Genomic DNA, 25,190 nt, shown 5'->3' on the forward strand with positions numbered 1-25,190 from the left:
GCGTTATCGTCGGCGGATGGCACGCACTCGCAAGCCGCCGATTCACCCCGTCCGCTGGCAGCCGCCACCGGTCGAGCCGCTGCCCGCGCAGTCGGCACGGCCGGTGACGGTGGTGCCGGTGCCGGGCCACGGTCCCGAGGACGTCGTCGTCGACGCCAACGGGAACCTGTGGACCGGTCTGGTCGACGGGCGCATCGTGCGCATCGCCCCGGGCGGCGAACAGTCCGTGGTCGCGAACACCGGCGGCAGGCCGCTCGGAATGCACGTCGCCCGTGACGGTCGGGTCCTGATCTGCGACAGCCACCGCGGCCTGCTCGCACTGGACCCGGCGTCCGGGGAACTCGACGTCCTCGTCGAGCGCATACAGGGGCGCCCGCTTCGGTTCTGCTCCAACGTCACCGAGACGGCCGACGGCACGATCTACTTCACCGAGTCCACCAGCGACTTCCACTTCGAGCACTTCCTCGGCGCGATCCTCGAGGCGCGCGGCACCGGCAGCCTGTTCCGGCTCGACGTCGACGGAACGGTCACCACGCTCGTCGGCGGGCTGTACTTCCCGAACGGCGTCACGGTGACCGCGGACGGTTCGGCGCTGGTGTTCGCCGAGACCATGGGCCGGCGGCTGTCGAAGTACTGGCTGAGCGGACCTCGGGCGGGCACCGTGACGCCCCTGGTGGTGCACCTGCCGGGCATGCCGGACAACATCTCGACCGGTTCCGACGGCCGGATCTGGGTCGCGCTCGTCACGCCGGTCAACCCCGCGGCGGAGGGCTTGATGCCGCGAATGCCGTTGCTACGCAAGATCATCTGGCGGCTGCCATCGCGGTTGCAGCCAAAGGTGCAGCCGGAGGTGTGGGTCGTCGGCTTCGACGCCGACGCGGGCACCGCGGTGGACGGCGTCCGGACCGACCAGCCCGGTTTCGGCGGCGTCACGGGCGTCGTCGAACACGACGGCAGGCTGTGGATGTCGACGATCGAGTTCGCCGCCCTGGGGTACGTGGAGCTGTAGGCCGTCCTCGGCGAGCAGACGCGAAAGCCCCTCATCTAAGCCGAAACAGGGGCATTTGCGTCTGCTCGGCGGGAGATGGTCAGCAACAGTGGCCGCACTAGTCACACCAGTCACAGCGTGCCTCCGCCGATATCCGTCCCCGGTCTCTTAGCCTGCAAGGACCATGGCTACCTCCGGACCCCTCACGCGCCGCATCGCGTGCCTCGCGGCGGCGCTCACCTTCGCCGTGGTCCCCGTGTTCGCCGGCGTCCCGACCGCCGCTGCGGAACCCGACCCGTGCCCGTACAAGGTGGTCACACCGCCTGCGGTCGACGACTCGGAGGTGCCCAAGGCGGGTCCGCCGCCCGCGCCGCTGCCGGTGCCCGCCACGCCACTGGGCGGCGATGCCCTGTCCGGCTGTGGCATCGTCACCGCACCGGGCACGCCACCGGTGCCCGGCGACGTCTCGGCCGAGGCCTGGCTGGTCGCCGATCTCGACTCCGGTGACGTCATCGCCGCGCGCGACCCGCACGGCAGGCACCGGCCCGCCAGCATCGTCAAGGTGCTCGTCGCGATGCAGTCCATCAAGGACCTGCCGCTGAACAAGCAGGTCGTCGGCACCGCCGACGACGCGGCGGCCGAAGGCACCCAGATCGGCGTCAAGGACGGCAGCGTCTACACCGTCAACGACCTGCTGCACGGCCTGCTGATGCACTCCGGCAACGACGCCGCGCACGCGCTCGCCGGACAGCTCGGCGGCATGGACGCCGCCCTGCGCAAGATCAACGACCTCGCGTCCAAGCTCGGCGGCCGCGACACCAGGGCCGCCACGCCATCGGGTCTCGACGGGCCGGGCATGAGCACATCGGCCTACGACATGGGCCTGTTCTACCGGTACGCCTGGCAGAACGACGTGTTCACCGACATCGTCGCCACGCGGACCTACCAGCTGCCCGAGTACGAACTCGAGAACGACAACAAGCTGCTCGACAACTACCCGGGAGCGATGGGCGGCAAGACCGGCTACACCGACGACGCAGGCCAGACCTTCGTCGGGGCGGCCGAACGCGACGGCCGCAGGCTGGTGGCCGTCCTGCTGCGCGGCACTCGACAGCCAATCGCGCCATGGGAGCAGGCCGCACGTCTCCTCGACTACGGCTTCGCGACCGAACCCGGCACCAAGGTCGGCACGCTGATCGAGCCCGACCCGTCGCTGAACCCCAAGGAAGCCGAGGACCTCTCGACCCTCGACGCCGCGCAGGACCTCGCCGCACTGCTCCCACCAGAGGACGCCACCCCGGTGCGCGTCGGCGTCGGAGTCGTCGGGTCGCTGATCGTGTTCGCGCTCATCATGGCCGCGCGGTCGCTCAACCGGCGCCGCACGCTCTAGCGCCGTCGACGGGTCAACCGCGACAAGCCAATTGCTCCGATAGCGCCCACCATCGCCGCCGCGACGGTGCCCACACCGGACCCGTTGCGCACCTGCACCCGCGTGGTGATCAGAGCCGGGCCGGGCGGGTCGACGGGTGCCGCGGCGAGGTTCTCCTCCGACGTCGCGGCCCACGCGGTCGCGAACAGGATCAGTCGCGCGGTGACGTACGCGAACACCATCAGGCCCAGCACCGGACCGAACGTCGCTCCTGCCGGACCGGTGACGACCGACTTCAGATACACCGACGCCAACTGCTTGAAGATCTCGAACGCGACCGCGGCGAGCAGTCCCGCCCGCACCGAGCTGCGGAACGACACCCTCTCCCTAGGGAGACGCGCGATGATCCACGCGAACAGCAGCCATGACACCAGCAGGGACAGCACCAGCGACGCCAGGTACACGGCGACCCCGGCGCCCGGCACGTCCTGCAGGCCGAGCCATTCGAGGATCGTCTCCAGCAAGCGCGAGTTGCCCAGCGCGGTAAGCGCGATCGTGACGGCCAGCGCGCCGAACGTCGAGATCAGCGCCAGCAGGTCGGACAGCTTCGTCTTGATCAGGTTGGCGGGTTCGCGGCGCTGCTCCCACATCTCGGACAGCGCCTCGCGCAGGTTGGCCATCCAGCCGAGGCCGGCCCACGCCGCGGTCGCGAGCCCGATGAGACCCACCGACGTGCGGGAGTCGATCGCGGAGTTCATCAGCTCGACGAGCTGTTCGCCGACGTCGCCCGACACGGCGGACCTGATCTGGTTCTCGACCTGCAGCAGCAGTCCGGAGTCGTTGGCCAGCACGAAACCGGCGGCCGCGAAGGACACCATCGCCAGCGGGAAGATGGCGAACACCGTGAAGTAGGTGATGCCCGCCGCGAAGAAGTCACCCTTGCGGCTCTGGTAACGCTCCTGCGCCCGCATCGTGCGGTCGAGCCACCGGAACCTGGACCGGAGCCGGTCGAGCAGACCGGGTTCGGCCGGTTCCGTCATCCGGCCTCCTTGATCGGGGCGAGCGAAGCTACGGGCGGGGTGTCCTAGCGCGAGTGCTGCAGGAACCCTAACCGGTCGTAGACCCGCGCGAGAGTCTTGGCGGACACCTCGCCGGCGCGCTGCGCGCCGGCGGCCAGCACGGCCTCGAGATCGGCCGGGTCGGCGAGCATCTCGTCGACCCGCGCCTTGATCGGCGTAACGAACTCGACGACGGCGTCGGCGGTGTCGGACTTGAGATCCCCGTACCCGCGGCCCTCGTAGCCACGGACCAGCGTGTCGATGTCGACGTCCGTGACTGCCGACTGGATGGTCAGCAGGTTGGAGACGCCGGGCTTGGACTCGCGGTCGAAGCGGACCTCGCGCTCGCTGTCGGTGACGGCCGAGCGGATCTTCTTCGCGGTCTTCTTCGGGTCGTCGAGCAGGCTGATCAGGCCGGCGTCGGTGGCCGCGGACTTACTCATCTTGGCCGTGGGGTCCTGCAGGTCGTAGATCTTGGCCGTCGCCTTCGGGATCATCGCCTCGGGCACGACTAGCGCGTCGCAGAAGCGGGCGTTGAACCGCTGGGCGACGTCGCGGGCGAGTTCGAGGTGCTGACGCTGGTCTTCGCCGACCGGAACGAGGTTCGTGTCGTAGAGCAGCACGTCGGCGGCCATCAGCACCGGATAGGTGAACAGACCGACCGTGGTGGCGTCCGCGCCCTCCTTCTGCGACTTGTCCTTGAACTGCGTCATCCGCGAAGCCTGGCCGAACCCCGTGAAACAGCCGAGCGCCCAGGCCAATTGGGTGTGTGCGGCCACCTGGCTCTGGACGAAGATCGTGGCGCGGGCGGGGTCGATGCCGAGTGCCAGGTACTGCGCTGCGGTCACCAGCGTGCGGTGGCGCAGCGTCGCCGGATCCTGGGGAATGGTGATCGCGTGGAGGTCGACGACGCAGAAGTACGCGTCGTAGTCGTCCTGCAGGCCAACCCACTGCTTGATCGCGCCAAGGGCGTTGCCCAGATGTAGGGAATCGGAGGTGGGTTGGACGCCGGAGAAGACGACGGGCTGAGTACTCATGATGACCTCGATCCTCTCACTGTCGGCATCCCGGTCAGCCAGGGGCCATTCGCTGCAACGCGCGCAGGAACACTCGGCGTTCCTCGGCGTCCAGCACGCCGAGCCATTGCTCCTCGGCACGCTGGATCTCGGCCTGGGCCGCGTCCTTGACCGCGCGACCGGCATCGGTGATGGCCAGCACTCGCACACGGCGGTCGTCGGGGTCGGGATACCGCTCGATGTAGCCGTCGTCCTGCAGTCCGTCGAGGGTGGCGATGATGCGGGTCTTGTCCGCGCCGATCGCCTCGGCGAGCGCCGCCTGGGTGCGCACGGTCCCCCGGTCCAGCGCGAGCAGGACGACGTATCCCCACATCGTCAGGCCGTGCGCCTTGAGCACCGGAGCCTCCGCGGCCATCAGTTCGCGGATCAGCGGACCGAGCATCGCGGCGAGGTCCGCACGCCTAGGTGTTGCAGCCACCGCGCGAGCGTAAGTGTTGCCATATCGTATGCATATGCTTACGATATGCAAATGCCTACTTTTAGATCGCAGCATCGCACCGCCGTCCTCGCCTCCGTCGCGGTCGTCGACGCCGTCGCGCCACAGCAGCTGACGCTTCCCACGCCATGCGCCGGCTGGAATCTCGCCGACCTGCTCACCCACATGACCGCGCAGCACCACGGTTTCGCCGCAGCCGCGCGGGGCCACGGCGCGGACACCGACGCCTGGCGGACCGAACCCTTCGCACGAGCCGTCGCCGACGACCCCGCGGGCACCTACGCCGCGGCGGCGCACGACGTCCTCGCCGCCTTCGACGCTGACGGCATTGACGAGAAGCCCTTCGCCATGCCGGAATTCGGCCCCGACGTCGTCATCCCCGGCGAGCAGGCGATCGGATTCCACTTCGTCGACTACGCGGTGCACGCATGGGACGTCGCGGTCACGATCGGGGCGCCGCTAGCCCTGCCCGACGACGTGATCGCAGCGTTGGTGCCGGTCGCCATGGCGGTACCGGACGGCGACTTCCGCGACGCCGAGGGGTCACCGTTCGCGCGCGCACTGCAGTCGGCGGATGACGACGACTTCGCCCGCGTGCTAACGCATCTCGGCCGCCGACCCGACTGGACGGCTACGACGTACGCGAGCCGCTGAATCACCACTGGCGAGAGCGTCTCGTGCAAAGCGCTGCCGCGCGCCACTCAAGGGGCTATGCAGAGATTCGTGGCGTACCAGGCGCCGGTCCGGCCGTCGTCGTCCGGGCACCGAGGAGAAGCGATCATGTCCGAAACGACCGAGGGAGCACCCGGCTTCGCGCCGCTGGCCCACGTTGCGCTCACCGTCCGCGACCTGTCCGTCAGCGTGCCTTGGTACCAGGCGCTGATCGGCGCGGAGCCAGCACTCGATGAGGACACCGACGGCGGGTTCCGCCATGTGGTGTACCCGATCGGAGACGGCATGCTGCTGGGTCTGCACCAGCACCGAACGGCTGCGCCCGACGGGCGGTTCAGCGAGTACGGCGTCGGGCTGGACCACGTCGGTTTCGGTTGCCCGGACAGGACGTCGCTGGAGCGATGGGCCGCTCGGCTCGACGATCTGGGCGTAGCGCATGGCGGGATCGTCGACGCCGCGTACGGTTCCGGGCTGAGCTTCCGGGATCCGGACGGCATCGCCCTCGAGTTCTTCGCACCGCCAGGCTGAGGACCCCGGGTCAGGCCTTGCCGTATTCGACGGTCACCGGGGCGTGATCCGACCAGCGCAGCGCGTAGGCGTCGGCTCGTTCGACGCGGGCCACGGTCGCGCGACCGGCCAGCGCCGGCGTGGCGACCTGGTAGTCGATGCGCCAACCCGCGTCGTTGTCGAACGCCTTGCCGCGCCACGACCACCAGCTGTACGGCCCGGGCACCTCTGGGTGCAGCACGCGCACCACGTCGACCCAACCGGTGGTCAGCAGGTCGGTCATCCATTGCCGCTCGGCCGGTAGGAAGCCCGCCTTCTTGCGGTTGGCCTTCCACGCCTTGATGTCGAGTTCGGTGTGGCCGATGTTCCAGTCGCCGCACACCACGGCGTCGCGACCGGATTCCAATAGGTGGGCCATCCGGGTGGCGACGGCCGCCATGAAGCGCTCCTTCTCGAGCTGCCGGTCGGTCTCCACCTCCCCGGTCGGGAAGTAGACGCTGACGACGGTGAGGTCACCTTCCGGGGTGGCGATGTCGGTCTCGAGATAGCGCCCGTGCGAGGCGAATTCGTCGACGTCACCGCCGGGGCCGATCTTCGTGCGTGCGATCGGCTGCCGACTCAGCACCGCGACGCCGTTGCGTCCCTTGAGGTGCGGATCGGCCGAGGCCAGGTGCCAGCCGTCGTTCAGGGCGGGAGCCAGCGCCTCGGCGAGTTGCTCGTCGTCGGCACGCGTCTCCTGCAGGCAGACGACGTCGGCGCGCGTCGCGGCGAGCCACGGCAGCATGCCGAGGTTGTCGGCCGACCGCTCCTTGACGGCGGCACGAATGCCGTTGACGTTGACGGTGCTCACGATCATCGAAGACATCAGCGCGAGACACTAACCGAGAGCGCCATAGCGGCGGTGCAGTGCCTGGCGCGGGACAGGTCGTATGACCCGCATCCCGCGAGCATGCCGACCCACACCGACACCGCCGTCTTGCGGTACCGGCGGTATCACCTTTAGTGTCGCCGCATGCCTGAACGCGACCCCATCCACGTCGGAACCGGTGAGCCGATCGTCCTGCTGCACCCCTTCCTCTGCTCGCAGAACGTGTGGCGGACCGTCGCCGACCAGCTCGCCGACACCGGCCGTTTCGAGGTCTTCGCCCCGACGATGCCCGGCCACAACGGCGGCGCGCGCTCGGGCACCTGGTTCTTGGAGACCTCCGCCCTCGTCGACGACGTCGAACGCCGAATGGACCAGCTCGGCTGGGACACCGCGCACGTCGTCGGCAACTCACTGGGCGGCTGGGTGGCGTTCGAACTCGAGCGCCGCGGACGCGTCCGCACGCTGACCGGCATCGCGCCCGCGGGCGGTTGGGGCAAGCACGCCATCACCAAGTACGAGACGGTGCTCAAGTTCCTGCTCGGCGGCCCAGCGCTCGTCGCGGCCCGGTTGATCGGCCCACGCATCCTCGAGTACCCCGGGGTTCGCAGGATCGCGACGCTGCCCGTCAGCGGTCCCGCCGAGGGCCCCAGCCACTCCGACCTGGTGGCACTCGTCGACGACGCCACCCACTGCTCGGCCTACGTCCAGCTGCTGGTCAAGACGCTGCGGCTGCCCGGCCTGCTCGAACTGGCCAACGTCGCGACGCCGACCCACCTCGTACTGTGCGAGAAGGACAGGGTGTTCCCCCACCCGCGCGGTCACCGCTACTTCCTCGAAAACCTGCCCGGCGACCACCGGGTCACCCAGCTTTCCGGCCTCGGGCACATCCCGATGCTCGAGGCGCCCGGTCAGATCACCGAGCTGATCAGCGAGTTCGTCGACGAGCACACCGAGCGCAAGCGGGCGGTGCCGCCCGCGGGTTAGCCCTGCGCGGCAGCCAGCGCCTCGTTGAACGTCTTGCTGGGACGCATCACCGACGTCGTCTTCTCGGGGTCCGGGTAGTAGTAGCCGCCGATGTCGACGGCCTCGCCCTGGACCTCGTTCAGTTCGGCGACGATCGCCTCCTCGTTCTCGGCGAGGGTCTTGGCGAGCGCGGAGAAGTGCTCGGCCAGTTCCTTGTCGTCGGACTGCCCGGCGATCGCCTCGGCCCAGTACATCGCGAGGTAGAACTGGCTGCCCCGGTTGTCGAGTTCGCCGGTCTTGCGCGACGGGCTCTTGTTCTCCTCGAGCAGCCGTCCGGTTGCGGCGTCCAGCGTCTTGGCCAGAATCCGCGCCCGCTCGTTGTCGTGCTTGTTGCCCAGGTCCTCGAGGCTGACCGCGAGGGCGAGGAACTCGCCAAGCGAATCCCAACGCAGGTGATTCTCCTCGACCAGCTGGTGCACGTGCTTGGGCGCCGAGCCGCCGGCACCCGTCTCGTACAGCCCGCCGCCCGCCATCAGCGGCACGATCGAGAGCATCTTGGCGCTGGTGCCCAGCTCCAGGATCGGGAAGAGGTCGGTGAGGTAATCACGCAGGATGTTGCCGGTCGCGGCGATGGTGTCCTGACCGCGGATCACGCGCTCGATCGTGTACCGCATGGCCCAGACCTGCGGCATGATCTGGATCGTCAGACCCTCGGTGTCGTGGTCCTTCAGGTACGTCTTCACCTTCGTGCGCAGCTCCGCCTCGTGCGGCCGCTCGGTGTCGAGCCAGAACACCACGGGCATGCCGGACTCGCGGGCACGGGTGACGGCGAGCTTGACCCAGTCCTGGATCGGCGCGTCCTTGACGATCGGCATGCGCCAGATGTCGCCTGCCTCGACGTTCTGGGTCAGCAGCACCTCACCGGTGTCGACGTCGACGATGTTGGCCACGCCGTCCTCGGCGATCTCGAACGTCTTGTCGTGGCTGCCGTACTCCTCGGCCTTCTGCGCCATCAACCCGACGTTGGGGACGGTGCCCATCGTGGTCGGGTCGAACTGACCGTGGGTCTTGCAGAAGTTGATGATCTCCTGGTAGATGCGGGAGAACGTGGACTCGGGGTTGACGGCCTTGGTGTCCTTGGTGCGGCCGTCGGCCCCGTACATCTTGCCGCCGAGTCGGATCATCGCGGGCATCGAGGCGTCGACGATGACGTCGCTGGGCGAGTGGAAGTTCGAGATGCCCTTCGCCGAGTCGACCATCGCCAGCTCCGGTCGGTGCTCGTGGCAGGCGTGCAGATCGCGGATGATCTCCTCGTGTTGCGACGCGGGCAGCGTCTCGATCTTGCTGTAGAGATCCGACAGACCGTTGTTGACGTTGACGCCCAACTCGTCGAACAGCTTCTGGTGCTTGGCGAATGCGTCCTTGTAGAACACCTTCACCGCGTGCCCGAAGACGATCGGATGCGACACCTTCATCATCGTCGCCTTCACGTGCAGCGAGAACATGACGCCGGTCTTGTAGGCATCCTCCATCTGCTCCTCGTAGAAGTCGCAGAGGGCCTTCTTGCTCATGAACATGCTGTCGATGACGTCACCGGCGCCCAGCGCCACCTCGGGCTTGAGCACCACGGTCTCGCCGCTCTTGGTCTCGAGCACCATCTTGACCTTGCGGTCCTTATCGATGGTCATCGACTTCTCGCCGTGGTAGAAGTCGCCGTGCTTCATGGTCGCCACGTGGGTGCGGGAAGCCTGCGACCACTCGCTCATGCTGTGCGGGTGCTTGCGGGCGAACTCCTTGACGGCCTTCGGAGCGCGACGGTCCGAGTTGCCTTCGCGAAGCACCGGATTCACCGCGCTGCCGAGACAGGAGGCGTAGCGCTCCTTGATGGCCTTCTCTTCGTCGGTCTTCGGCTCGCCGGGGTAGTCCGGCAGGTCGTAACCCTTGGCCTTGAGTTCCTTGATGGCGGCGAGCAGCTGCGGCACCGAGGCGCTGATGTTCGGCAGCTTGATGATGTTGGTCTCGGAGTCCTGCGTCAGGTCGCCGAGTTCGGCCAGGTTGTTGGGCACCCGCTGGTCCTCGGGGAGGCGATCGCTGAATTCGGCGAGTATGCGCGCGGCGACCGAGATGTCGCTGGTCTTCACGTCGATGCCTGCGGCCTCGGCGAAGGTTCGGATCACCGGAAGGAAGGCATACGTCGCGAGCAACGGCGCCTCGTCGGTGAGCGTGTAGATGATGCTCGGCTGCTTGTCACCCATGGTCATTCTCCCGGCGTCCAGTCGGTGGTCTCGTGCAGTCCGCGACCCTCGGAATCGCGTCGAATACGAACCTACGCGTTCGTCACGGATGGGTCAGAGGCTCCCCCGGTGGCCGAGAACCCGCTGGCACCACCGCGAGGTCGTGAGCTACGCTTATCAGCGGTCATGAGTGCCAGCGTCAAGCCCCGGCTCGCTGGCCGGCAACCCTCCAACCGCGGTGGGGTGCCCCGGGTGATTGACCAGGTTGGGTAGCCGTCTGCGAAGAGCATGACAGTCGGCCACACGGCAAGCGCGGGTCCGCATCCACGGGCCCCGAAGACAGGGACACCTGGAGGCCCATCATGTGTCGTCATTCGTAGACCCCTCGTGCGCGCTTCGTGCTGCGCTGACTCTTGATTCGACTCCCCTCACGTAGGAGCAGACCGACATGTCCACACCCGAAGAAGACCCCACTGCGAGCTGGTCGTTCGAGACCAAGCAGGTGCACGCCGGCCAGACCCCGGACATCGCGACCAACGCCCGCGCCCTGCCGATCTACCAGACGACGTCGTACACGTTCGACGACACCGCGCACGCCGCGGCGCTGTTCGGCCTCGAGGTCCCCGGCAACATCTACACCCGCATCGGCAACCCGACCACCGACGTCGTCGAGCAGCGCATCGCCGCACTCGAAGGCGGTGTCGCAGCGCTGTTCCTGTCGTCCGGCCAGGCCGCCGAGACCTTCGCCATCCTGAACCTCGCAGCCACCGGCGACCACATCGTGTCCAGCCCGCGGCTCTACGGCGGCACGTACAACCTGTTCCACTACTCGCTGCCCAAGCTCGGCATCGAGGTCAGCTTCGTCGAGGATCCCGACGACCTCGAGTCATGGCGTGCCGCGGTGCGGCCGAACACCAAGGCGTTCTTCGCCGAGACCATCTCGAACCCGCAGATCGACGTGCTCGACATCCCGGGTGTGGCAGGCGTGGCGCACGACAGCGGCGTACCGCTGATCGTCGACAACACCATCGCCACGCCGTATCTCATCCAGCCGCTCGCGCTCGGCGCCGACATCGTCGTGCACTCGGCGACCAAGTACCTCGGCGGCCACGGTTCGGCGATCGCAGGCGTGATCGTCGACGGCGGCACGTTCGACTGGACCCAGGGCAGGCATCCCGGCTTCACGACGCCGGACCCCAGCTACCACGGCGTGGTGTTCGCCGAACTCGGCCCGCCCGCCTACGCGCTCAAGGCCCGCGTGCAACTGCTGCGCGACTTCGGCTCGTCGGCGGCGCCGTTCAACGCGTTCCTGATCGCCCAGGGCCTCGAGACGCTGAGCCTGCGGATGGAGCGGCACGTCGCCAACGCGCAACGGGTCGCCGAGTTCCTCGCCGAACGCGACGACGTCGTGTCGGTGAACTACGCCGGGCTGCCCTCGTCACCGTGGTACGAACTGGGCCGCAAGATCGCACCCAACGGCACCGGTGCGGTGCTCGCCTTCGAGCTGGGCGGCGGCGTCGAGGCGGGCAAGGCGTTCGTCAACGCACTGAGCCTGCACAGCCACGTCGCCAACATCGGCGACGTGCGCTCGCTGGTCATCCATCCCGCGTCGACCACGCATGCGCAGCTCTCCCCCGAGGAGCAGATTGCGACCGGCGTGACGCCCGGGTTGGTGCGGCTCGCCGTCGGCATCGAGGGCATCGACGACATCCTCGCCGACCTCGAGCAGGGCTTCGCCGCCGCCAAGGTGTTCGGGGGCACGTCGAGCACGGTGGCATCGGTGTGACCGTTCTCGACGACAGCCGGGCGCTCGTGACCGGCGACCTGCCCGCAGAGGACGAGATCGGCGTGGTCCACATCGGTGCGCTGACCCTGGAGAGCGGCGTCGTCCTCGACGACGTGTCCATCGCCGTGCAGCGGTGGGGCGAGTTGTCGCCCGAACGCGACAACGTCGTCATGGTGCTGCACGCGCTCACCGGCGACTCGCACGTGACGGGGCCCGCGGGGCCGGACCATCCCACCCCGGGCTGGTGGGACGGCGTCGCCGGGCCGGGCGCACCGATCGACACCGACCGGTGGTGCGCCGTCTCGACCAACGTGCTGGGCGGCTGCCGCGGCTCGACCGGGCCGAGTTCCATTGCCCCCGACGGCAAGCCATGGGGGTCGAGGTTCCCCGCGATCACCGTGCGCGACCAGGTGCAGGCCGACATCGCCGCGTTGGCAGCGCTGGGCATCACCCGCGTGGCCGCGGTGGTAGGAGGGTCGATGGGCGGTGCCCGCGCCCTCGAATGGATCGTCGGTCGCACTGAAAGCGTGGGCGCCGCACTGATCCTCGCCGTCGGGGCACGTGCGACCGCCGACCAGATCGGCACCCAGAGCAGCCAGGTCTCGGCCATCAAGGCCGATCCCGACTGGCAGGGCGGCGACTATCACGGCACGGGCCGGGCGCCCTACACCGGCATGGACATCGCCCGGCGCTTCGCGCATCTCACCTACCGCGGCGAGGAAGAACTCGACGAGCGGTTCCGCAACGACGGGCAGGTCGGCGAGAATCCCACCGAGGGCGGGCGTTACGCCGTGCAGAGTTACCTCGAGTACCAGGGCGGCAAGCTCGCCGCACGCTTCGACCCGGGCACCTACGTCGCGCTGTCGGATGCGTTGAGCAGTCACGACGTCGGGCGCGGCCGAGGCGGGGTCGAGGCTGCACTCGCCACGTGCGAGGTGCCCGTCGTCGTCGGCGGCATCACCACCGACCGGCTGTATCCCATTCGCCTGCAACGGGAACTGGCCGACCTGCTACCTGGGTGCGTCGAACTCAACGTCGTCGAGTCGGAGTTCGGGCACGACGGCTTCCTGGTCGAGACCGAGCAGGTAGGCAAGCTCATCCGGCGGACGCTGGAGCTGGCATCCGGGACGACTCAGAAGTGACCGAGTCCCAGGAACGGTCGCTGTCCTTCGGGTCGGCGGCCGCTGCATACGAGCGGGGCAGGCCGTCATACCCACCGGAGGCCATCGACTGGCTGCTGCCGTCCACCGCGCGACACGTACTCGACCTCGGCGCAGGCACCGGCAAGCTGACCGTGCGACTCGTCGAGCGTGGACTCGACGTCACGGCCGTCGACCCGATCCCGGAGATGCTCGAGGTGCTCAGCTCGTCGCTGCCGGACACGCCGGCGCTGCTGGGCACGGCCGAGGAGATTCCACTGCCCGACGACAGCGTCGACGCCGTGCTGGTGGCCCAAGCGTGGCACTGGTTCGACCGGGACCGGGCCAGCGCCGAGATCGCCCGCGTGCTGCGGCCCGGCGGGACCCTGGGCCTGGTGTGGAACACCCGCGACGAACGACTGGGATGGGTCAAGGACCTCGGCCGCATCATCGGTCACGACGACCCGTCCAAGGACGACGTGACGCTGCCGCCACTGTTCACCGGGCTGGAGCGTCGCCACTTCGAGTGGACGAGTTACCTGACGCCGCAGGCACTCATCGATCTGGTGGCCTCGCGCAGCTACTGCATCACCTCGCCGGACGAAGTCCGCACGCGCACGCTGGGACGCGTCCGCGAACTGCTGGCGACCCATCCCGCGCTGGTGAACACGACCGGTCTCGCGCTGCCCTACGTGACGGTGGGCCTGCGCGCGACGCTCGCCTGAGACTAGCTGGTGCCCAACGGGTCGATGGTCCAGGCGATGTAGAGCATCGCCGCACTGACCGACGCGGTGGTGGCGAAGTCGATCATCCGCGACCGCACCACCAGCAGCCCCGCCCGGTCCTCCGACAGCGCCAGGCGCATCACCGCGGCCACCCCGACGCCGATCGCCATCACGAGAGCTCCACGTCGCCAGTAGCCTGCGACGACGAGACCGAACGCCGCGACGAAGAACAGTCCGACGACCAGGATGGGCCACTGGCCGGCGAACACCTTGCGGGCGAACTCCCTGGGCGTCAACGCACTTTCGCCTCGTCGGCTTCAACGACGTTCGTCAGCAGGAACGCCCGCGTCAGCGGTCCGACGCCACCTGGGTTCGGCGACACGTGGCCCGCGACGTCCCACACGTCGGGCGCCACGTCACCGACGAGCTTGCCCGCATCGTCGCGACTGACCCCGACGTCGACGACGGCGGCTCCGCGCTTGACCATCTCGGCGGTGACCATGTGCGGAACCCCAGCGGCCGCAATGATGATGTCGGCCTCCCGCGTGAGCTGCGGAAGGTGACGAGTTGCGGTGTGACACAACGTCACCGTCGCGTTCTCCGACCGACGCGTGAGCAACAGACCCATCGGCCTGCCCACCGTCACGCCGCGCCCAATCACGACCACGTGCGCACCGGCGATCTCGACCTCGTAGCGCCGCAGCAGGTGCACGATGCCCCGCGGCGTGCACGGCAGCGCGGCGGGCTCGTTGAGCACCAGGCGGCCGAGGTTGGTCGGGTGCAGCCCATCGGCGTCCTTGGCGGGATCGATGCGCTCCAGCGCGGCGTTCTCGTCGAGATGCTTCGGCAGCGGCAACTGCACGATGTAGCCGGTGCACTCGGGGTTGGCGTTCAATTCGTCGATGGTCTCTTCGAGCGTCGCCTGGCTGATGTCGGCGGGCAGGTCGCGACGGATGGACGTGATGCCGACCTTCGCGCAGTCCGCATGCTTGCCCCGGACGTAGGCATGCGAGCCGGGGTCGTCGCCGACCAGTACCGTTCCCAGACCCGGGGTGCGTCCGGCGGCGCTCAGAGCCGCCACCCGCTCCAACAGGTCGGTGAAGATCTCGTCGCGCGTGGCCTTGCCGTCCAAAGTGATCGCTCCCACGGTGTTCATTGTGGCAGGCTCCCGAGAATGGACAGTCAGCCCAATGTGTCCACCGACGTCTTCAGCCCCGCCCGACTGGGGCCGATCACTCTGCGCAACCGGATCATCAAGGCCGCGACGTTCGAGGCGGCCACTCCCAACGCGCTGGTCACCGACGACCTCATCACCTACCACCGCCTGCCCGCCGCAGGCGGAATCGGCATGACGACCGTCGCCTACCTCGCCGTTTCTCCCGGCGGCCGCACCGATGGCGCGCAGATCTACTGGCGCCCCGAGGCCATCGCTGGGTTACGAGGGCTCACCGACGCCATCCACGCCGAGGGCGCGGCCATCAGCGCACAGATCGGCCACGCGGGTCCCGTCGCCAACGCCAAGTCGAACAAGGCCAGGGCGCTCGCGCCGGTGCGCTTCTTCAACCCGATCGGGATGCGCTTCGCCAAGGCAGCCGGCCGGCAGGACATCTCCGACGTCATCGCCGCGCACGCGCACGCCGCCCGGTACGCCGTCGACGCCGGTTTCGACGCCGTCGAGGTCCACCTCGGACACAACTACTTCGCGAGTTCGTTCCTGAGCCCGCTGATCAACCGCCGCGACGACGAGTTCGGCGGCTCACTCGAGAACCGCGCCAAGGTGGCGCGCGGCGTGGTGCGGGCGGTACGCGACGCGGTCGGCGGACAGATCGCGATCACCGCCAAACTCACCATGACCGATGGCGTGCGGGGCGGCATCCCGCTGGAGGAATCGCTCCAAACCGCCAAGTGGCTCGAGGACGACGGCGGCCTCGACGCCCTCGAACTGACCGCTGGCAGCTCACTGGTCAACCCGATGTACCTGTTCCGGGGCGACGCGCCGATCAAGGAGTTCGCGGGCGCATTCAAGCCGCCGCTGCGCTGGGGCATCCGGATGACGGGCAAGAAGTTCCTGCGCGAATACCCCTACCGGGAGGCGTTCCTGCTTCGCGACGCCAAGCAGTTCCGCGCCGAGCTGAAGCTGCCGCTGATCCTGCTGGGCGGCATCACGAATCGCGAGACGATGGATCTCGCGATGGCCGAGGGCTTCGACTTCGTCGCAATGGGCAGGGCTCTGCTCGCCGAGCCCGACCTCATCAACCGCATCGAGGCCGACGGCGACGCCCACACCGTGAAGTCGGCGTGCACGCACTGCAACAAGTGCATGGCGACGATCTACAGCCGCACCCACTGCGTCGTCACCGGAGCACCGGGCTAACCGCCGCCGGACGTCTTGGAGATCGGCGCCGATTCCGGCAAGCGACGGTCCTCGAACTGCAGCATCGTCTCGTCGCGGACGATCCGCATGCCCGCGGTGAGCAGCAACTTGTTCGGCGAGACGGTGTAGTCCACGCCGTCACCGCGCACGCCGAAGCACCCGTTGGCCAGCTCGGTGGCCGGCAGTCGCAGCGGCGCGCGGTCGCGGATCCGCATCCCCCGGTACTCGAACCCGCCGCGCGGGTGCGAGCAGATCACGATCAGAGACAGCGGCGTGCGCCCCAGCACGGCGGTCTTCATCGGTCCGTCGCAGCGCGCCGTGGTGCCGACGAAGCCCCTGGCGTCGGTCGGCCGGTCACCCGGCGCACCCAGAGCAGCAGGCAAAGACACACCCGTAGCCACGGAGCCGAAGCCGGCAGCTCCGAGGAGCACCGCCACAATCGCCGCACGCGTCGCGGCCGCGAGGTTCGCCATGCATCAACGAGACCACGTCGTACCTGCACATGGGTGGTTATGCGCCGTACCAAGACCCAATCGTCACGCGGTCGCAACCAACGCGCGCCCACCACCGGTGACGATCGACGCCAAGGATCCGAGAATCGTTTGCTTTGCAATCAGTTGGCAGCCGACCGTGTCGTGCGACGAGCCCCACCGAGGCCGCAACCCGCCGCCGACACCGCCTCGTGGGCCGGCCTCGCGGCGCACCCATGCCGTTAGAGTCGTAGCCGATGACGCGACCGACTCCGCCTGCGCTGACCGTCCGACACGACGGATCGTCGCGCACCTTCGCACCCGGCAGCGACGTCGTCGTCGGCCGCGATCTGCGCGCCGACATCCGCATCGCCCACCCCCTGACCTCGCGCGCCCACCTGCTCCTGCGGTACGACCAGGGTCGCTGGCTCGCCATCGACAACGGCTCGCTCAACGGCGTGTACGTCAACGGGCAGCGCGTTCCCGTCGTCGACATCACCGACGGCCTCGGCGTCAACATCGGCAACCCCGACGGGCCGCGGCTGACGTTCGAGGTGGGCCGGCATCAGGGTTCGGCGGGGTCGCCCCCACCCACCGCCGCCGTACCGGTCGCTGGTCGCCCAAGCACCTCCTGGTCGACGCAGGCGCCGCACGCCATGTCACCGCAGACGATGCCGCCGCCGCGTCAGGCCTACCCGCCGGGTCAGCCGCCGCGCTACCCGTCCGGTCCCGCGCCCGCGCCGCAAAGCAGCAGGCAGGCCTACCCGCAGGGGCCGCAGACCGGCTACCCGAGTGCGCCGAGCTACCCCAGTTCGCCGCAGCAGCGGTACGCCCAGCCGATTTCGCAGCCGTCCGCCGAACCCGTCACGACGCTGGGACCGACCGCTGCGCCACGACAGAGCGAGGGCAACCTCGCCACCAGCATGATGAAGATCCTCCGCCCGGGGCGGGGGGCACCGGAGACCCCGGTGGGCGCGGTGAAGATCGGCCGCGCCACCGACAATGACATCGTCATCCCGGACGTGCTGGCCGGGCGCCACCACGCCAGCCTGGTGATGACTCCGGCCGGCACCGAGATCGTCGACAACCGCAGCATCAACGGCACGTTCGTCAACGGCACCCGCGTCGAGGCCGCACTGCTGCGCGACGGCGACGTGGTCACCATCGGCAACGTCGACCTCGTCTTCGCCGGCGGCAGCCTCGCCCGGCGCACTCAGACCGAGGCGACGGCCACCCGCACCGGCGGCCTCGAGGTCAACGGCGTCACGTGGACCATCGAGAACAACAAGACGCTGCTGAACAACATCTCGCTGGCCGCGCGCACCGGCACGCTGACCGCGATCATCGGCCCGTCCGGTGCAGGCAAGTCGACGTTCGCCAAGCTCGTCGCCGGCTACACCCACCCCACCAGCGGCACCGTGACCTTCGAAGGTCACGACATCCACTCGGAGTACGCCTCGCTCCGATCGCGTATCGGAATGGTCCCCCAGGACGACGTGGTGCACGGCCAGCTCACCGTGAAGCAGGCGCTTATGTACGCCGCGGAACTCCGGCTGCCGCCCGACACGACGAAGGAAGACCGCGAGCACGTCGTCATGCAGGTCCTCGAAGAACTCGAGATGACCAAGCATCTCGAGACCCGCGTCGACAAGCTCTCCGGTGGTCAGCGCAAGCGCGCATCGGTGGCGCTCGAACTGCTGACCGGCCCCTCGCTGCTGATCCTCGACGAGCCCACCTCCGGCCTGGACCCCGCACTCGACCGCCAGGTCATGACGATGCTGCGCCAACTCGCCGACGCGGGCCGCGTGGTGTTGGTCGTGACCCACTCGCTGACCTACCTCGACGTGTGCGACCAGGTGCTGCTACTGGCCCCGGGCGGCAAGACCGCGTTCTGCGGGCCGCCCGACCAGATCGGGACGCAGCTGGGCACCACCAACTGGGCCGACATCTTCAGCACGGTCGCGGGCGATCCCGACGCGGCCAGCAGGCGCTACCTCGACCTCAACGGTCCGCCCCCACCGGCACCGCCTGCGGAGCAACCCGCAGACCTCGGTAGCCCGGCGAGCACCAGTGTGATGCACCAGTTCTCGACGATCGCCCGGCGCCAGATGCGGCTCATCGTCTCCGACCGCGGCTACTTCATCTTCCTGGCGATCCTCCCGTTCATCATGGGTGTGCTGTCGCTGTCCGTGCCCGGCTCCACCGGCTTTGGTCAGCCCTCCCCCGTCGGTGACGCGCCGAATCAGCCGGGCCAGGTACTGGTGCTGCTGAACGTGGGCGCCATCTTCATGGGCACCGCGCTGACGGTTCGCGACCTGATCGGCGAACGCGCGATTTTTCTTCGCGAACAGGCGGTGGGTCTGTCGACGTCGGCCTATCTGCTGGCGAAGGTCTGCATCTACTCGGTGTTCGCGATAGTGCAGTCCGCCATCGTCACCGGGATCACGCTGATCGGCGTCGGCGCGCCCCAGAACGGCGCGGTGGTACTGGGCGACGGTGAGGTGGCCGCCTCGATCGAGTTGTTCATCGGCATGGCCGCCACGACCGTATGCGCGGCGACGGTGGGCCTCGCGCTGTCGGCGTTGGCCAAGACCAGCGAGCAGATCATGCCGCTACTTGTCGTCGCGATCATGTCGCAGCTGGTGTTCTCCGGCGGTCTGATTCCGGTCACTGGCCGCCTCGGGCTCGATCAGCTGTCGTGGATCACGCCTGCCCGCTGGGGCTTCGGCGCCACGGCATCGACGGTGGGCGTGACCGACATGGTGAAGCCGCCGATCATGCCGGACGATTCGCACTGGAAGCACACGTCGGACGCGTGGCTGTTCGACATGGCCATGCTGGGCGTGCTGTCGATCTTCTACGTGTGCTTCGTGCGCTTCAAGATTCGGCTCAAGGCCGGCTGACGACGACTCGGGGCGAGGCACGAGCCCCCGTGAGGAGTCAGCCCATTCAACCCGGCTGACGACGACTCGGGGCGAGGCACGAGCCCCGTGAGGAGTCAGCCCATTCAACCCGGCTGACGCTGACTCAGTCGGCGAGCACCAGGCCGTGGGCCACCGCGTAGGCGACTGCCTGGTCGACGTCGACCCTCGCGCCGCGCATCTCGACGGTGGTCCAGAACGTCGCGTCGACGCGGGCGCCGCGCAGATCGGCCTTGCCGAACTTCGCGTTCTGGGTGCGGGCGCCGGAGAGGTCGGCACGACGCAGCACCGCCTCGCGTAGGTTGGCGCCCACCAGGCTCGCCTCACGGAGGCGGCAGTCCGACAGGTCCACCTTCTGCAGGTCGCAGCCGGCGAGCACGGTGAGCGTCAGGTCCACCTCATGGAGTGTGATCGGGCGCAGGCGGCACTCGGTGAACACCGACCCCAGCAAACTGCACTGGCGGAACGTGCTGTGCGCCAGCGCCGTCCGACGGAAGTCGCAGTTGCGGAACGCCGAGCCCAGATGCTCGGACTCGGTCATGTCGACACCGCTGAAGTTGCATTCGGTGAACACCACCCGCTCGGTGCGCAGCCGGCTGAGGTCCTGGTCGCGAAAGTCGTGCCCCTCGTACTCCCGGTCGATCCAGGTAACGTCGGAATCGACCACGTCAGCCGGTCATCGAGCTGACGTTCATCAGTGCGTACTCGGTCAGAGCGATCAGCGAGGCACGCGCCGAGTGCCGGTCGCGCGCGTCGACGAGCACCACCGGAACGTGGTCGGGCAGAGCGAGCGCCGTACGCACCGCCTCGGCCGAATACCGTCGCGTGCCGTCGAACTCGTTGACCGCGATCAGGAATGGCATCTTGCGGGCCTCGAAGAAGTCCACGGCCGCGAAGCTGTCCTGCAGGCGCCGCACGTCGACCAGGATGATCGCGCCGATCGCCCCGCGCACCAGGTCGTCCCACATGAACCAGAAGCGCCGCTGCCCGGGCGTGCCGAACAGGTACAGGATCAGGTCGTCGGCCAGGGTGATGCGGCCGAAGTCCATTGCGACGGTGGTGGTGTTCTTGTCCGGGGTGGCGTCGAGCCCGTCGAGGCCCGACGAGGCATTGGTGACGATGGCCTCGGTGCGCAGCGGCACGATCTCGGAGACGGCACCGACGAACGTGGTCTTGCCCGCTCCGAAACCACCGGAGACGACGATCTTCGTGGAGGCGGATGAGCGCTTGCGCGAAGACTCTGAGCCGGATGAGCGCTTGCGCTCAGAGTGCCCGTAGCCCACGCAGCGTCCTCCCTATGAGTTCCCGCCGTTCCTCTATCGTCGCCGATTCCGACAACGTGGCGTTCACCCGAAGATACCCCTGCGCCACGAGATCACCGATCAGCACGCGCGCAACGCCGAGCGGCAAGTCGAGCCGCGACGCGACCTCCGCGACGGACGTGCTGCCACCGCCAAGGTCCACGATTCTGGCCCGCACGTCACTGCCCGGCCAGCGTGCCGGTGGGCTCGGTTCGGCCGTCGCGATCGTCGCCTCGACCGGCAGATCCATGCGCGGCGCGGTGCGACCAGCCGTCAGGATGTAGGGCCGTACCAGGTTGGGCTCAGCGGGCGAACCGCCGTTGCGCCAGCCGTCGCGCACCTGATCCACGTCAGCTCACCCCCGGTGCGCGGAGCGGCGGCCGGATTGCACCACGGCGCCCACCCGCTCGACCAGGATCGCCATCTCGTAGCCGATCTGTCCAATGTCGCAGGACCTGGTCGCCAGGGTGGCGAGGTGCGACCCGTCGCCGACGCGCATCAACAGCAGGTAGCCGTTCTCCATCTCGACGACCGACTGCAGCACGTAACCACCCTCGAACAGCTGGGCCGCACCACTGGAGAGACTCGCCAAACCCGAGGCCACGGCCGCCAGCTGATCTGCCCGTTCGACCGGCATGTGCGCACTGGCCGCCATCAGCAGCCCGTCGGCGGACACCAGGATGGCGTGCGACACCCCGGCGACCTCGTCGGCGAACCTTGCGACCAGCCAGTCAAGGGAGTCGCGCTGGGCGGAACGGGTCATTCGCGGTCGGTCTCCCTGCTCTCGCGGACGTGGTTGCGGCCGGCGTGCACGCCGCCGAAGTGACTGCTCATGCTGGCGCGCACGGCTTCGGGGTCGCGCGCAGGCATCGGACGTGACTCGTCGGCGGTGCCGTTCTGGGCACCGTTGCGGCCGTGGGCTCCGACGCCGTTGCGGTCGTCGTGGTCGTCATCGGCGGCGCCGGGAACCAGCCGTGCGCCGGGCTGCCGGACGGGTAGGCCGTCGTCGGTGTGTTCTGCGACGGGGGCGTCTTCGGCCGCCGCGGCCGCCGACCAACCCTTGTCCCACACCGTCTGCCAGTCGAGGTCGGTGCTCTGGGCGAGTTCGTGCGGGTCGTCGATGAGCCACTCGGACAGCATCTTGTCGAAGATGCTGCCGTCGCCGCTGCCCTCTGTGCGGGCTTCGGCAGCCGGGGCGCTCGGCGGCAGGGGTTCGGGCTCGGGTTGCGCCTCGGCTGCCGCGTGCGCGCGTGATGCGAAGAACGCGGAGGTGTCGGTCGGCGCCTGAACATCGCTCGGCGTCAGCTCGGTGAATTCCGGTGGCCCCGGCGGGATGTCGGCGATGCCGCTGGCACCCGGCTTGCGTTGCGGGAGGAAGGACACCGGCACCTCGACGCGGCCGTTCCGGGCTGCCGGTTCCGCTGCCGGCTCCGCTGCCGGCTCCTCTGTGGGTTCCTGAATGACGAACTCGTCGGTGTCCGGGGCGTCCTCGGTGTACTCGGCGAATTCGTCGTACTCCATCTCCGCGGATTCCGCGGGGGCGGGTTCGGGCTCGGCCGCGAAGGCGAGGGAGGGTTCGGCAGGCGCCTGCGCGTCGGCAGGGATCGGCGCACCGTTTCGCAGCAGCAGCTCTGCGGGCACGTAGACACCCGCCGTGGTGCCCGAATTGCGTTCGCCCGCAGTGGTGTTGCGCAACCGGACTACCAATCCGTGCTGGGCGGCCAGGCGTCCGACGACGAACAGGCCCATGTGTCGCGCCGTGTACGGGTTGACCTCGCCACCGGACTGCAGCCGGGCGTTGGCGACCCGGAGGTCGGCGTCGGTCATGCCGAGGCCCACGTCACTGATCTCCACGACGAGGCCGCCATTGCCGGTGTGCACGGCGGACACCCGCACCTGCGAGACCGGCGGCGAATAGCGCAGTGCGTTGTCGAGCAGCTCGGCCAGCAGGTGCACGAGGTCGCCCGCGACCACGCCGAGCACCTCGCTGTCGGGGACCGTCGCCGTGACGACCCGCGTGTAGTCCTCCACCTCGGACGCCGCCGCGTCGATCAGCGCCGCGACCGGAACCGGGTCGGCGTGTTCGCGGGGCACCTTCGATCCCGCGAGCACCAGCAGGTTGGCGCCGTTGCGTCGCATGCGGGCCGCCAGGTGGTCCAGGCGGAACAGACTCCGCAGCCGCTCGGGGTCGTCTTCGTCGCGCTCGAGGTGGTCGATCAGCGACAGCTGCTGGTCCACCAGCGAGCGGCTCCGGCGCGACAGCGTCTCGAACATGTCGCCGAGCTGTACCTGCAGCCGCGACTGTTCCCCGGCGAGCAGGACGGCCTGTTCGTGCAGTTCGTCGACCGCGTGGGCGACCTGCCCGATCTCCTCGGTGGTGTACACCGGCAGCGGCTGGATCTGGTGCACCTCGCCGCCGGAGCGCACCCGGTCGAGTTCGCGCGCCAAGTCTTCGTGCGCCACCCGCAACGCACCGTCGCGCAGCCTGCGCAACGGCCGGATCAGCGTGGTCGAGACGATCGCCACCAGTAGCAGCGCGAGTAGCAGTGCGATCCCGACGATCACCGAGTCGCGAATGGCCTCGCTGCGCGTGGCCGCTGCCTGATCCTCCACGCCGGAGGAGAGGTCCGCGGTGGTGCGGTCGATGACCTGGCGGGCGATGTCACCGGTGGTCCGGATCGACTCGGAGATCTCGGGGTTGTTGACCAGCGGCACGGCTGGATCGGACATCAGCGCCATCCGCCGCACCATCTCGGCCTGCAGCTTCTCGGCGTCGGGGGAACCGACTCCGAGCACCTGCACCATGCCGAACAGCGTGGACGGCTCGGTGCCCGCCAGCGTGATCATCGACGTCCGCAGTTCGGGTTCGGGCACCTGCGCGCCAAGGTTGACCAGCAGCTGCTGCATCACCATCTGGCCGCGCGCGCCCATCGCCCTGGACAGCCCCAGCGCGTCGGCCCGGATGCGTTCGTCGTCGACGCGGACCGACCCGTTCACGGCGTCCTCCGCGGTGAGCAGGATCGGCGCGTACCCGGTGATCCGGTCGCGCAGGGCGATGCTGTTGGCGGTCACCTGATCGAGCAGCGACTGCCCGTCGTCGAGCAACGAGTCGACGCCGGCGGCCACGTCGGGCACGACGTCGGTGGCGGCGAGTCGGCGCTGCAGTTCCTGCTTGGCTGCGTCGTAGTCGGCGATCGCCGATGCGGTGTCACCGCCGGTCGAATTGGCCAACAGGGCCGACTCGAGGGCCGCCGTGTAGCGCTCGATGGCGGGCACCATTTCCGCGCGATCGGCAGCCACCCGCAAATCGGCTGCCTCATTCCACCCGGAGTAGACGCGCAGCCCGCCGAATGCGCCTGCCAGCAACAGCGGCACCAATACGATGGCGAACACTTTCCAGCCGACGGGCCAATTGCTCACCGACCATCGCGAAGGCCGCTTCACCGGCGGCGTCGAATGGTCGCCGAATTCGGTTGCCGTGCCCGCGTATGGTGGCTGCGCAGCGACCGTCATCGCGACTGCGCCGCTTTTCGGGCCGGTGGGCCGCATCTCCGTGATCGCGCGTCGTTCATGTGACTTCCTGCAGCTCTTCGCCCATCGATGGGCAGGCGTCATCGCCCGGCAATTGATCGAGTATGACAGCGATGAGCGGGGGTTTCCATGACTGTTGCTGATCGAACGGAGTTCGTGACCAGGGCGTTGCCACTTCGTGTGCCATACGAGCAAATGTCGTTGCACGCCTGAGACCATTGCCGTTCTCGCGGCGTCGAACGACGAGGAGACACGTAGCGTCGGCAGGACTGATGATCGGGAAGGCGCGGCAATTGTTCAAGGTGATGTTCTACTCGCCGCGCATCGCGCCCAACACGGGCAATGCGATTCGCATGGTCGCGGGCACGGGATGCGAACTGCACCTCGTCGAACCGTTGGGCTTCGACCTGTCGGAGCCCAAGTTGCGTCGCGCCGGTCTCGACTACCACGACCTGGCGTCGGTGACCGTGCACGCCGACCTCGACGCGGCCTGGGCAGCGGTCCTGCCGGCGCGGGTCTTCGCGTTCACCGCCCACTCGGAGACGTCGTTCGCCGCCGTCGACTACCGCCCCGGGGACGTCCTGCTCTTCGGACCCGAACCGACCGGGTTGGACGCCGAGACACTCGCCGACCCGAACGTCACCACGACCGTGCGCATCCCCATGCTGGCGGGACGGCGGTCGCTCAACCTGTCGAATGCCGCCGCGGTCGCGGTGTACGAGGCCTGGCGACAGAACGGCTTCGCCGGCGCGACGTGACTTCGCGGCACGAG

Annotated in this window: 25 protein-coding genes and 1 riboswitch; of the genes, 12 read left to right on the forward strand and 13 right to left on the reverse strand. The window is 68.7% G+C overall.

Features of this window, described 5'->3' with window-relative positions:
- The first annotated feature begins 16 nt into the window (after positions 1–16).
- Together LOK44_RS09820 and LOK44_RS09825 are read left to right on the forward strand one after the other, a co-directional pair.
- The gene (locus LOK44_RS09820; protein ID WP_237569833.1) at positions 17–1,009 is read left to right on the forward strand and encodes an SMP-30/gluconolactonase/LRE family protein; all 993 of its coding nucleotides are present in this window, start codon (positions 17–19) and stop codon (positions 1,007–1,009) included.
- Between the two features lie 163 nt (positions 1,010–1,172).
- Positions 1,173–2,378, forward strand: coding sequence for a D-alanyl-D-alanine carboxypeptidase family protein (locus LOK44_RS09825; protein ID WP_237569834.1), 1,206 nt, complete (start codon positions 1,173–1,175; stop codon positions 2,376–2,378).
- Here LOK44_RS09825 and yhjD read toward each other — a convergent pair.
- From yhjD to LOK44_RS09840, 3 genes are read right to left on the reverse strand one after another with little or no spacing between them, the layout of a single operon-like run.
- Positions 2,375–3,397, reverse strand: a complete 1,023-nt coding sequence (yhjD, locus tag LOK44_RS09830; protein WP_237569835.1) for an inner membrane protein YhjD — start codon at positions 3,395–3,397, stop codon at positions 2,375–2,377. The two genes, LOK44_RS09825 and yhjD, sit on opposite strands and share 4 nt — an antisense overlap.
- Before the next feature lie 44 nt (positions 3,398–3,441).
- Positions 3,442–4,452: a tryptophan--tRNA ligase gene (gene trpS, locus LOK44_RS09835; RefSeq protein WP_237569836.1), complete on the reverse strand. Its 1,011-nt coding sequence runs from the start codon at positions 4,450–4,452 to the stop codon at positions 3,442–3,444.
- A gap of 34 nt (positions 4,453–4,486) precedes the next feature.
- Positions 4,487–4,873: a MarR family winged helix-turn-helix transcriptional regulator gene (locus LOK44_RS09840; RefSeq protein ID WP_249783350.1), complete on the reverse strand. Its 387-nt coding sequence runs from the start codon at positions 4,871–4,873 to the stop codon at positions 4,487–4,489.
- Positions 4,874–4,960: 87 nt separating this feature from the next.
- On the opposite strand from LOK44_RS09840, the gene LOK44_RS09845 reads away from it, so the two are divergent.
- Together LOK44_RS09845 and LOK44_RS09850 are read left to right on the forward strand one after the other, a co-directional pair.
- Positions 4,961–5,581 carry a TIGR03086 family metal-binding protein gene (locus tag LOK44_RS09845; protein WP_372481212.1) on the forward strand — a complete coding sequence of 207 codons (621 nt, stop codon included), beginning with the start codon at positions 4,961–4,963 and terminating at the stop codon, positions 5,579–5,581.
- Between the two features lie 126 nt (positions 5,582–5,707).
- Positions 5,708–6,127, forward strand: a complete 420-nt coding sequence (locus LOK44_RS09850) for a VOC family protein (protein ID WP_237569839.1) — start codon at positions 5,708–5,710, stop codon at positions 6,125–6,127.
- A 10-nt stretch (positions 6,128–6,137) separates the two neighbouring features.
- On the opposite strand, the gene LOK44_RS09855 is transcribed toward LOK44_RS09850, so the two are convergent.
- Positions 6,138–6,962, reverse strand: a complete 825-nt coding sequence (locus LOK44_RS09855; protein ID WP_237570562.1) for an exodeoxyribonuclease III — start codon at positions 6,960–6,962, stop codon at positions 6,138–6,140.
- 156 nt (positions 6,963–7,118) lie between these two features.
- Here LOK44_RS09855 and ephH point away from each other — a divergent pair, with 156 nt between their 5' ends.
- Complete coding sequence (ephH, locus tag LOK44_RS09860; RefSeq protein ID WP_237569840.1) at positions 7,119–7,958, forward strand: epoxide hydrolase EphH; 840 nt, start codon at positions 7,119–7,121, stop codon at positions 7,956–7,958.
- Here ephH and LOK44_RS09865 read toward each other — a convergent pair.
- On the reverse strand, positions 7,955–10,192 hold the full coding sequence (locus LOK44_RS09865; RefSeq protein ID WP_237569841.1) for an NADP-dependent isocitrate dehydrogenase: 2,238 nt from the start codon (positions 10,190–10,192) through the stop codon (positions 7,955–7,957). The genes ephH and LOK44_RS09865 overlap by 4 nt on opposite strands.
- Positions 10,193–10,353: 161 nt before the next feature.
- A riboswitch (SAM riboswitch) is annotated at positions 10,354–10,490 on the forward strand.
- Positions 10,491–10,619: 129 nt separating this feature from the next.
- On the opposite strand from LOK44_RS09865, the gene LOK44_RS09870 reads away from it, so the two are divergent.
- Genes LOK44_RS09870 through LOK44_RS09880 form a run of 3 tightly spaced genes read left to right on the forward strand, consistent with a single transcriptional unit; the run spans position 10,620 to position 13,821 of the window.
- Positions 10,620–11,957 (forward strand): bifunctional o-acetylhomoserine/o-acetylserine sulfhydrylase, encoded by a 1,338-nt coding sequence (locus tag LOK44_RS09870; RefSeq protein WP_237569842.1) that lies wholly within the window; start codon positions 10,620–10,622, stop codon positions 11,955–11,957.
- Entirely contained in the window at positions 11,954–13,099 is a 1,146-nt protein-coding gene (metX, locus tag LOK44_RS09875; RefSeq protein WP_237569843.1) for a homoserine O-acetyltransferase MetX, read from the forward strand. The genes LOK44_RS09870 and metX overlap by 4 nt, the downstream gene beginning before the upstream one ends.
- Entirely contained in the window at positions 13,096–13,821 is a 726-nt protein-coding gene (locus LOK44_RS09880; RefSeq protein ID WP_237569844.1) for a class I SAM-dependent methyltransferase, read from the forward strand. Before metX ends, LOK44_RS09880 begins: the two co-directional genes overlap by 4 nt.
- A 2-nt stretch (positions 13,822–13,823) precedes the next feature.
- Here the strand turns inward: LOK44_RS09880 and LOK44_RS09885 are convergent, their stop codons facing one another.
- Both LOK44_RS09885 and LOK44_RS09890 read right to left on the reverse strand, forming a co-directional pair.
- Positions 13,824–14,117, reverse strand: a complete 294-nt coding sequence (locus LOK44_RS09885) for a DUF3017 domain-containing protein (protein ID WP_237569845.1) — start codon at positions 14,115–14,117, stop codon at positions 13,824–13,826.
- Complete coding sequence (locus LOK44_RS09890; RefSeq protein WP_237570563.1) at positions 14,114–14,968, reverse strand: bifunctional methylenetetrahydrofolate dehydrogenase/methenyltetrahydrofolate cyclohydrolase; 855 nt, start codon at positions 14,966–14,968, stop codon at positions 14,114–14,116. Before LOK44_RS09890 ends, LOK44_RS09885 begins: the two co-directional genes overlap by 4 nt.
- Before the next feature lie 27 nt (positions 14,969–14,995).
- Here LOK44_RS09890 and LOK44_RS09895 point away from each other — a divergent pair, with 27 nt between their 5' ends.
- On the forward strand, positions 14,996–16,195 hold the full coding sequence (locus tag LOK44_RS09895; protein WP_237569846.1) for an NADH:flavin oxidoreductase: 1,200 nt from the start codon (positions 14,996–14,998) through the stop codon (positions 16,193–16,195).
- Here LOK44_RS09895 and LOK44_RS09900 read toward each other — a convergent pair.
- The gene (locus LOK44_RS09900; protein ID WP_237569847.1) at positions 16,192–16,668 is read right to left on the reverse strand and encodes a hypothetical protein; all 477 of its coding nucleotides are present in this window, start codon (positions 16,666–16,668) and stop codon (positions 16,192–16,194) included. The two genes, LOK44_RS09895 and LOK44_RS09900, sit on opposite strands and share 4 nt — an antisense overlap.
- A gap of 254 nt (positions 16,669–16,922) precedes the next feature.
- On the opposite strand from LOK44_RS09900, the gene LOK44_RS09905 reads away from it, so the two are divergent.
- Positions 16,923–19,568, forward strand: a complete 2,646-nt coding sequence (locus LOK44_RS09905) for an ATP-binding cassette domain-containing protein (protein ID WP_237569848.1) — start codon at positions 16,923–16,925, stop codon at positions 19,566–19,568.
- Between the two features lie 124 nt (positions 19,569–19,692).
- Here the strand turns inward: LOK44_RS09905 and LOK44_RS09910 are convergent, their stop codons facing one another.
- The 5 genes from LOK44_RS09910 to LOK44_RS09930 all read right to left on the reverse strand — a co-directional run bounded on the left by LOK44_RS09910 (position 19,693) and on the right by LOK44_RS09930 (position 24,280).
- On the reverse strand, positions 19,693–20,253 hold the full coding sequence (locus LOK44_RS09910; protein WP_237569849.1) for a pentapeptide repeat-containing protein: 561 nt from the start codon (positions 20,251–20,253) through the stop codon (positions 19,693–19,695).
- A gap of 1 nt (position 20,254) precedes the next feature.
- Entirely contained in the window at positions 20,255–20,869 is a 615-nt protein-coding gene (locus LOK44_RS09915; RefSeq protein ID WP_237569850.1) for a GTP-binding protein, read from the reverse strand.
- A complete protein-coding gene (locus LOK44_RS09920; RefSeq protein ID WP_237570564.1) occupies positions 20,850–21,137 on the reverse strand; it encodes a DUF742 domain-containing protein in 288 nt (95 codons plus the stop codon). The genes LOK44_RS09915 and LOK44_RS09920 overlap by 20 nt, the downstream gene beginning before the upstream one ends.
- 105 nt (positions 21,138–21,242) lie before the next feature.
- Complete coding sequence (locus tag LOK44_RS09925; protein WP_163918838.1) at positions 21,243–21,650, reverse strand: roadblock/LC7 domain-containing protein; 408 nt, start codon at positions 21,648–21,650, stop codon at positions 21,243–21,245.
- Positions 21,647–24,280 (reverse strand): HAMP domain-containing sensor histidine kinase, encoded by a 2,634-nt coding sequence (locus LOK44_RS09930; protein ID WP_237569851.1) that lies wholly within the window; start codon positions 24,278–24,280, stop codon positions 21,647–21,649. Before LOK44_RS09930 ends, LOK44_RS09925 begins: the two co-directional genes overlap by 4 nt.
- Here LOK44_RS09930 and LOK44_RS29920 point away from each other — a divergent pair.
- Positions 24,270–24,551 (forward strand): hypothetical protein, encoded by a 282-nt coding sequence (locus LOK44_RS29920; RefSeq protein ID WP_237569852.1) that lies wholly within the window; start codon positions 24,270–24,272, stop codon positions 24,549–24,551. The genes LOK44_RS09930 and LOK44_RS29920 overlap by 11 nt on opposite strands.
- Before the next feature lie 160 nt (positions 24,552–24,711).
- Complete coding sequence (locus LOK44_RS09940; RefSeq protein ID WP_237570565.1) at positions 24,712–25,176, forward strand: tRNA (cytidine(34)-2'-O)-methyltransferase; 465 nt, start codon at positions 24,712–24,714, stop codon at positions 25,174–25,176.
- Positions 25,177–25,190: the final 14 nt, after the last annotated feature.

Source organism: Mycolicibacterium lacusdiani (genome assembly GCF_021916785.1).
GTDB classification, from domain to species: Bacteria; Actinomycetota; Actinomycetes; order Mycobacteriales; family Mycobacteriaceae; genus Mycobacterium; species Mycobacterium lacusdiani.

Bases quoted from the DNA above. Each gene is read 5' to 3' on its own strand.
- LOK44_RS09855 (WP_237570562.1), bottom strand. From the start codon at position 6,962: ATGATCGTGAGCACCGTCAACGTCAACGGCATTCGTGCCGCCGTCAAG.
- LOK44_RS09825 (WP_237569834.1), top strand. From the start codon at position 1,173: ATGGCTACCTCCGGACCCCTCACGCGCCGCATCGCGTGCCTCGCGGCG.
- LOK44_RS09905 (WP_237569848.1), top strand. From the start codon at position 16,923: ATGACGCGACCGACTCCGCCTGCGCTGACCGTCCGACACGACGGATCG.
- LOK44_RS09900 (WP_237569847.1), bottom strand. From the start codon at position 16,668: ATGGCGAACCTCGCGGCCGCGACGCGTGCGGCGATTGTGGCGGTGCTC.
- LOK44_RS09865 (WP_237569841.1), bottom strand. From the start codon at position 10,192: ATGGGTGACAAGCAGCCGAGCATCATCTACACGCTCACCGACGAGGCG.
- LOK44_RS09845 (WP_372481212.1), top strand. From the start codon at position 4,961: ATGCCTACTTTTAGATCGCAGCATCGCACCGCCGTCCTCGCCTCCGTC.
- yhjD (WP_237569835.1), bottom strand. From the start codon at position 3,397: ATGACGGAACCGGCCGAACCCGGTCTGCTCGACCGGCTCCGGTCCAGG.
- LOK44_RS09870 (WP_237569842.1), top strand. From the start codon at position 10,620: ATGTCCACACCCGAAGAAGACCCCACTGCGAGCTGGTCGTTCGAGACC.
- LOK44_RS29920 (WP_237569852.1), top strand. From the start codon at position 24,270: ATGGCGAACACTTTCCAGCCGACGGGCCAATTGCTCACCGACCATCGC.
- ephH (WP_237569840.1), top strand. From the start codon at position 7,119: ATGCCTGAACGCGACCCCATCCACGTCGGAACCGGTGAGCCGATCGTC.
- LOK44_RS09850 (WP_237569839.1), top strand. From the start codon at position 5,708: ATGTCCGAAACGACCGAGGGAGCACCCGGCTTCGCGCCGCTGGCCCAC.
- LOK44_RS09925 (WP_163918838.1), bottom strand. From the start codon at position 21,650: ATGACCCGTTCCGCCCAGCGCGACTCCCTTGACTGGCTGGTCGCAAGG.
- LOK44_RS09920 (WP_237570564.1), bottom strand. From the start codon at position 21,137: ATGGATCTGCCGGTCGAGGCGACGATCGCGACGGCCGAACCGAGCCCA.
- LOK44_RS09820 (WP_237569833.1), top strand. From the start codon at position 17: ATGGCACGCACTCGCAAGCCGCCGATTCACCCCGTCCGCTGGCAGCCG.
- trpS (WP_237569836.1), bottom strand. From the start codon at position 4,452: ATGAGTACTCAGCCCGTCGTCTTCTCCGGCGTCCAACCCACCTCCGAT.
- LOK44_RS09895 (WP_237569846.1), top strand. From the start codon at position 14,996: ATGGACAGTCAGCCCAATGTGTCCACCGACGTCTTCAGCCCCGCCCGA.
- LOK44_RS09840 (WP_249783350.1), bottom strand. From the start codon at position 4,873: ATGCTCGGTCCGCTGATCCGCGAACTGATGGCCGCGGAGGCTCCGGTG.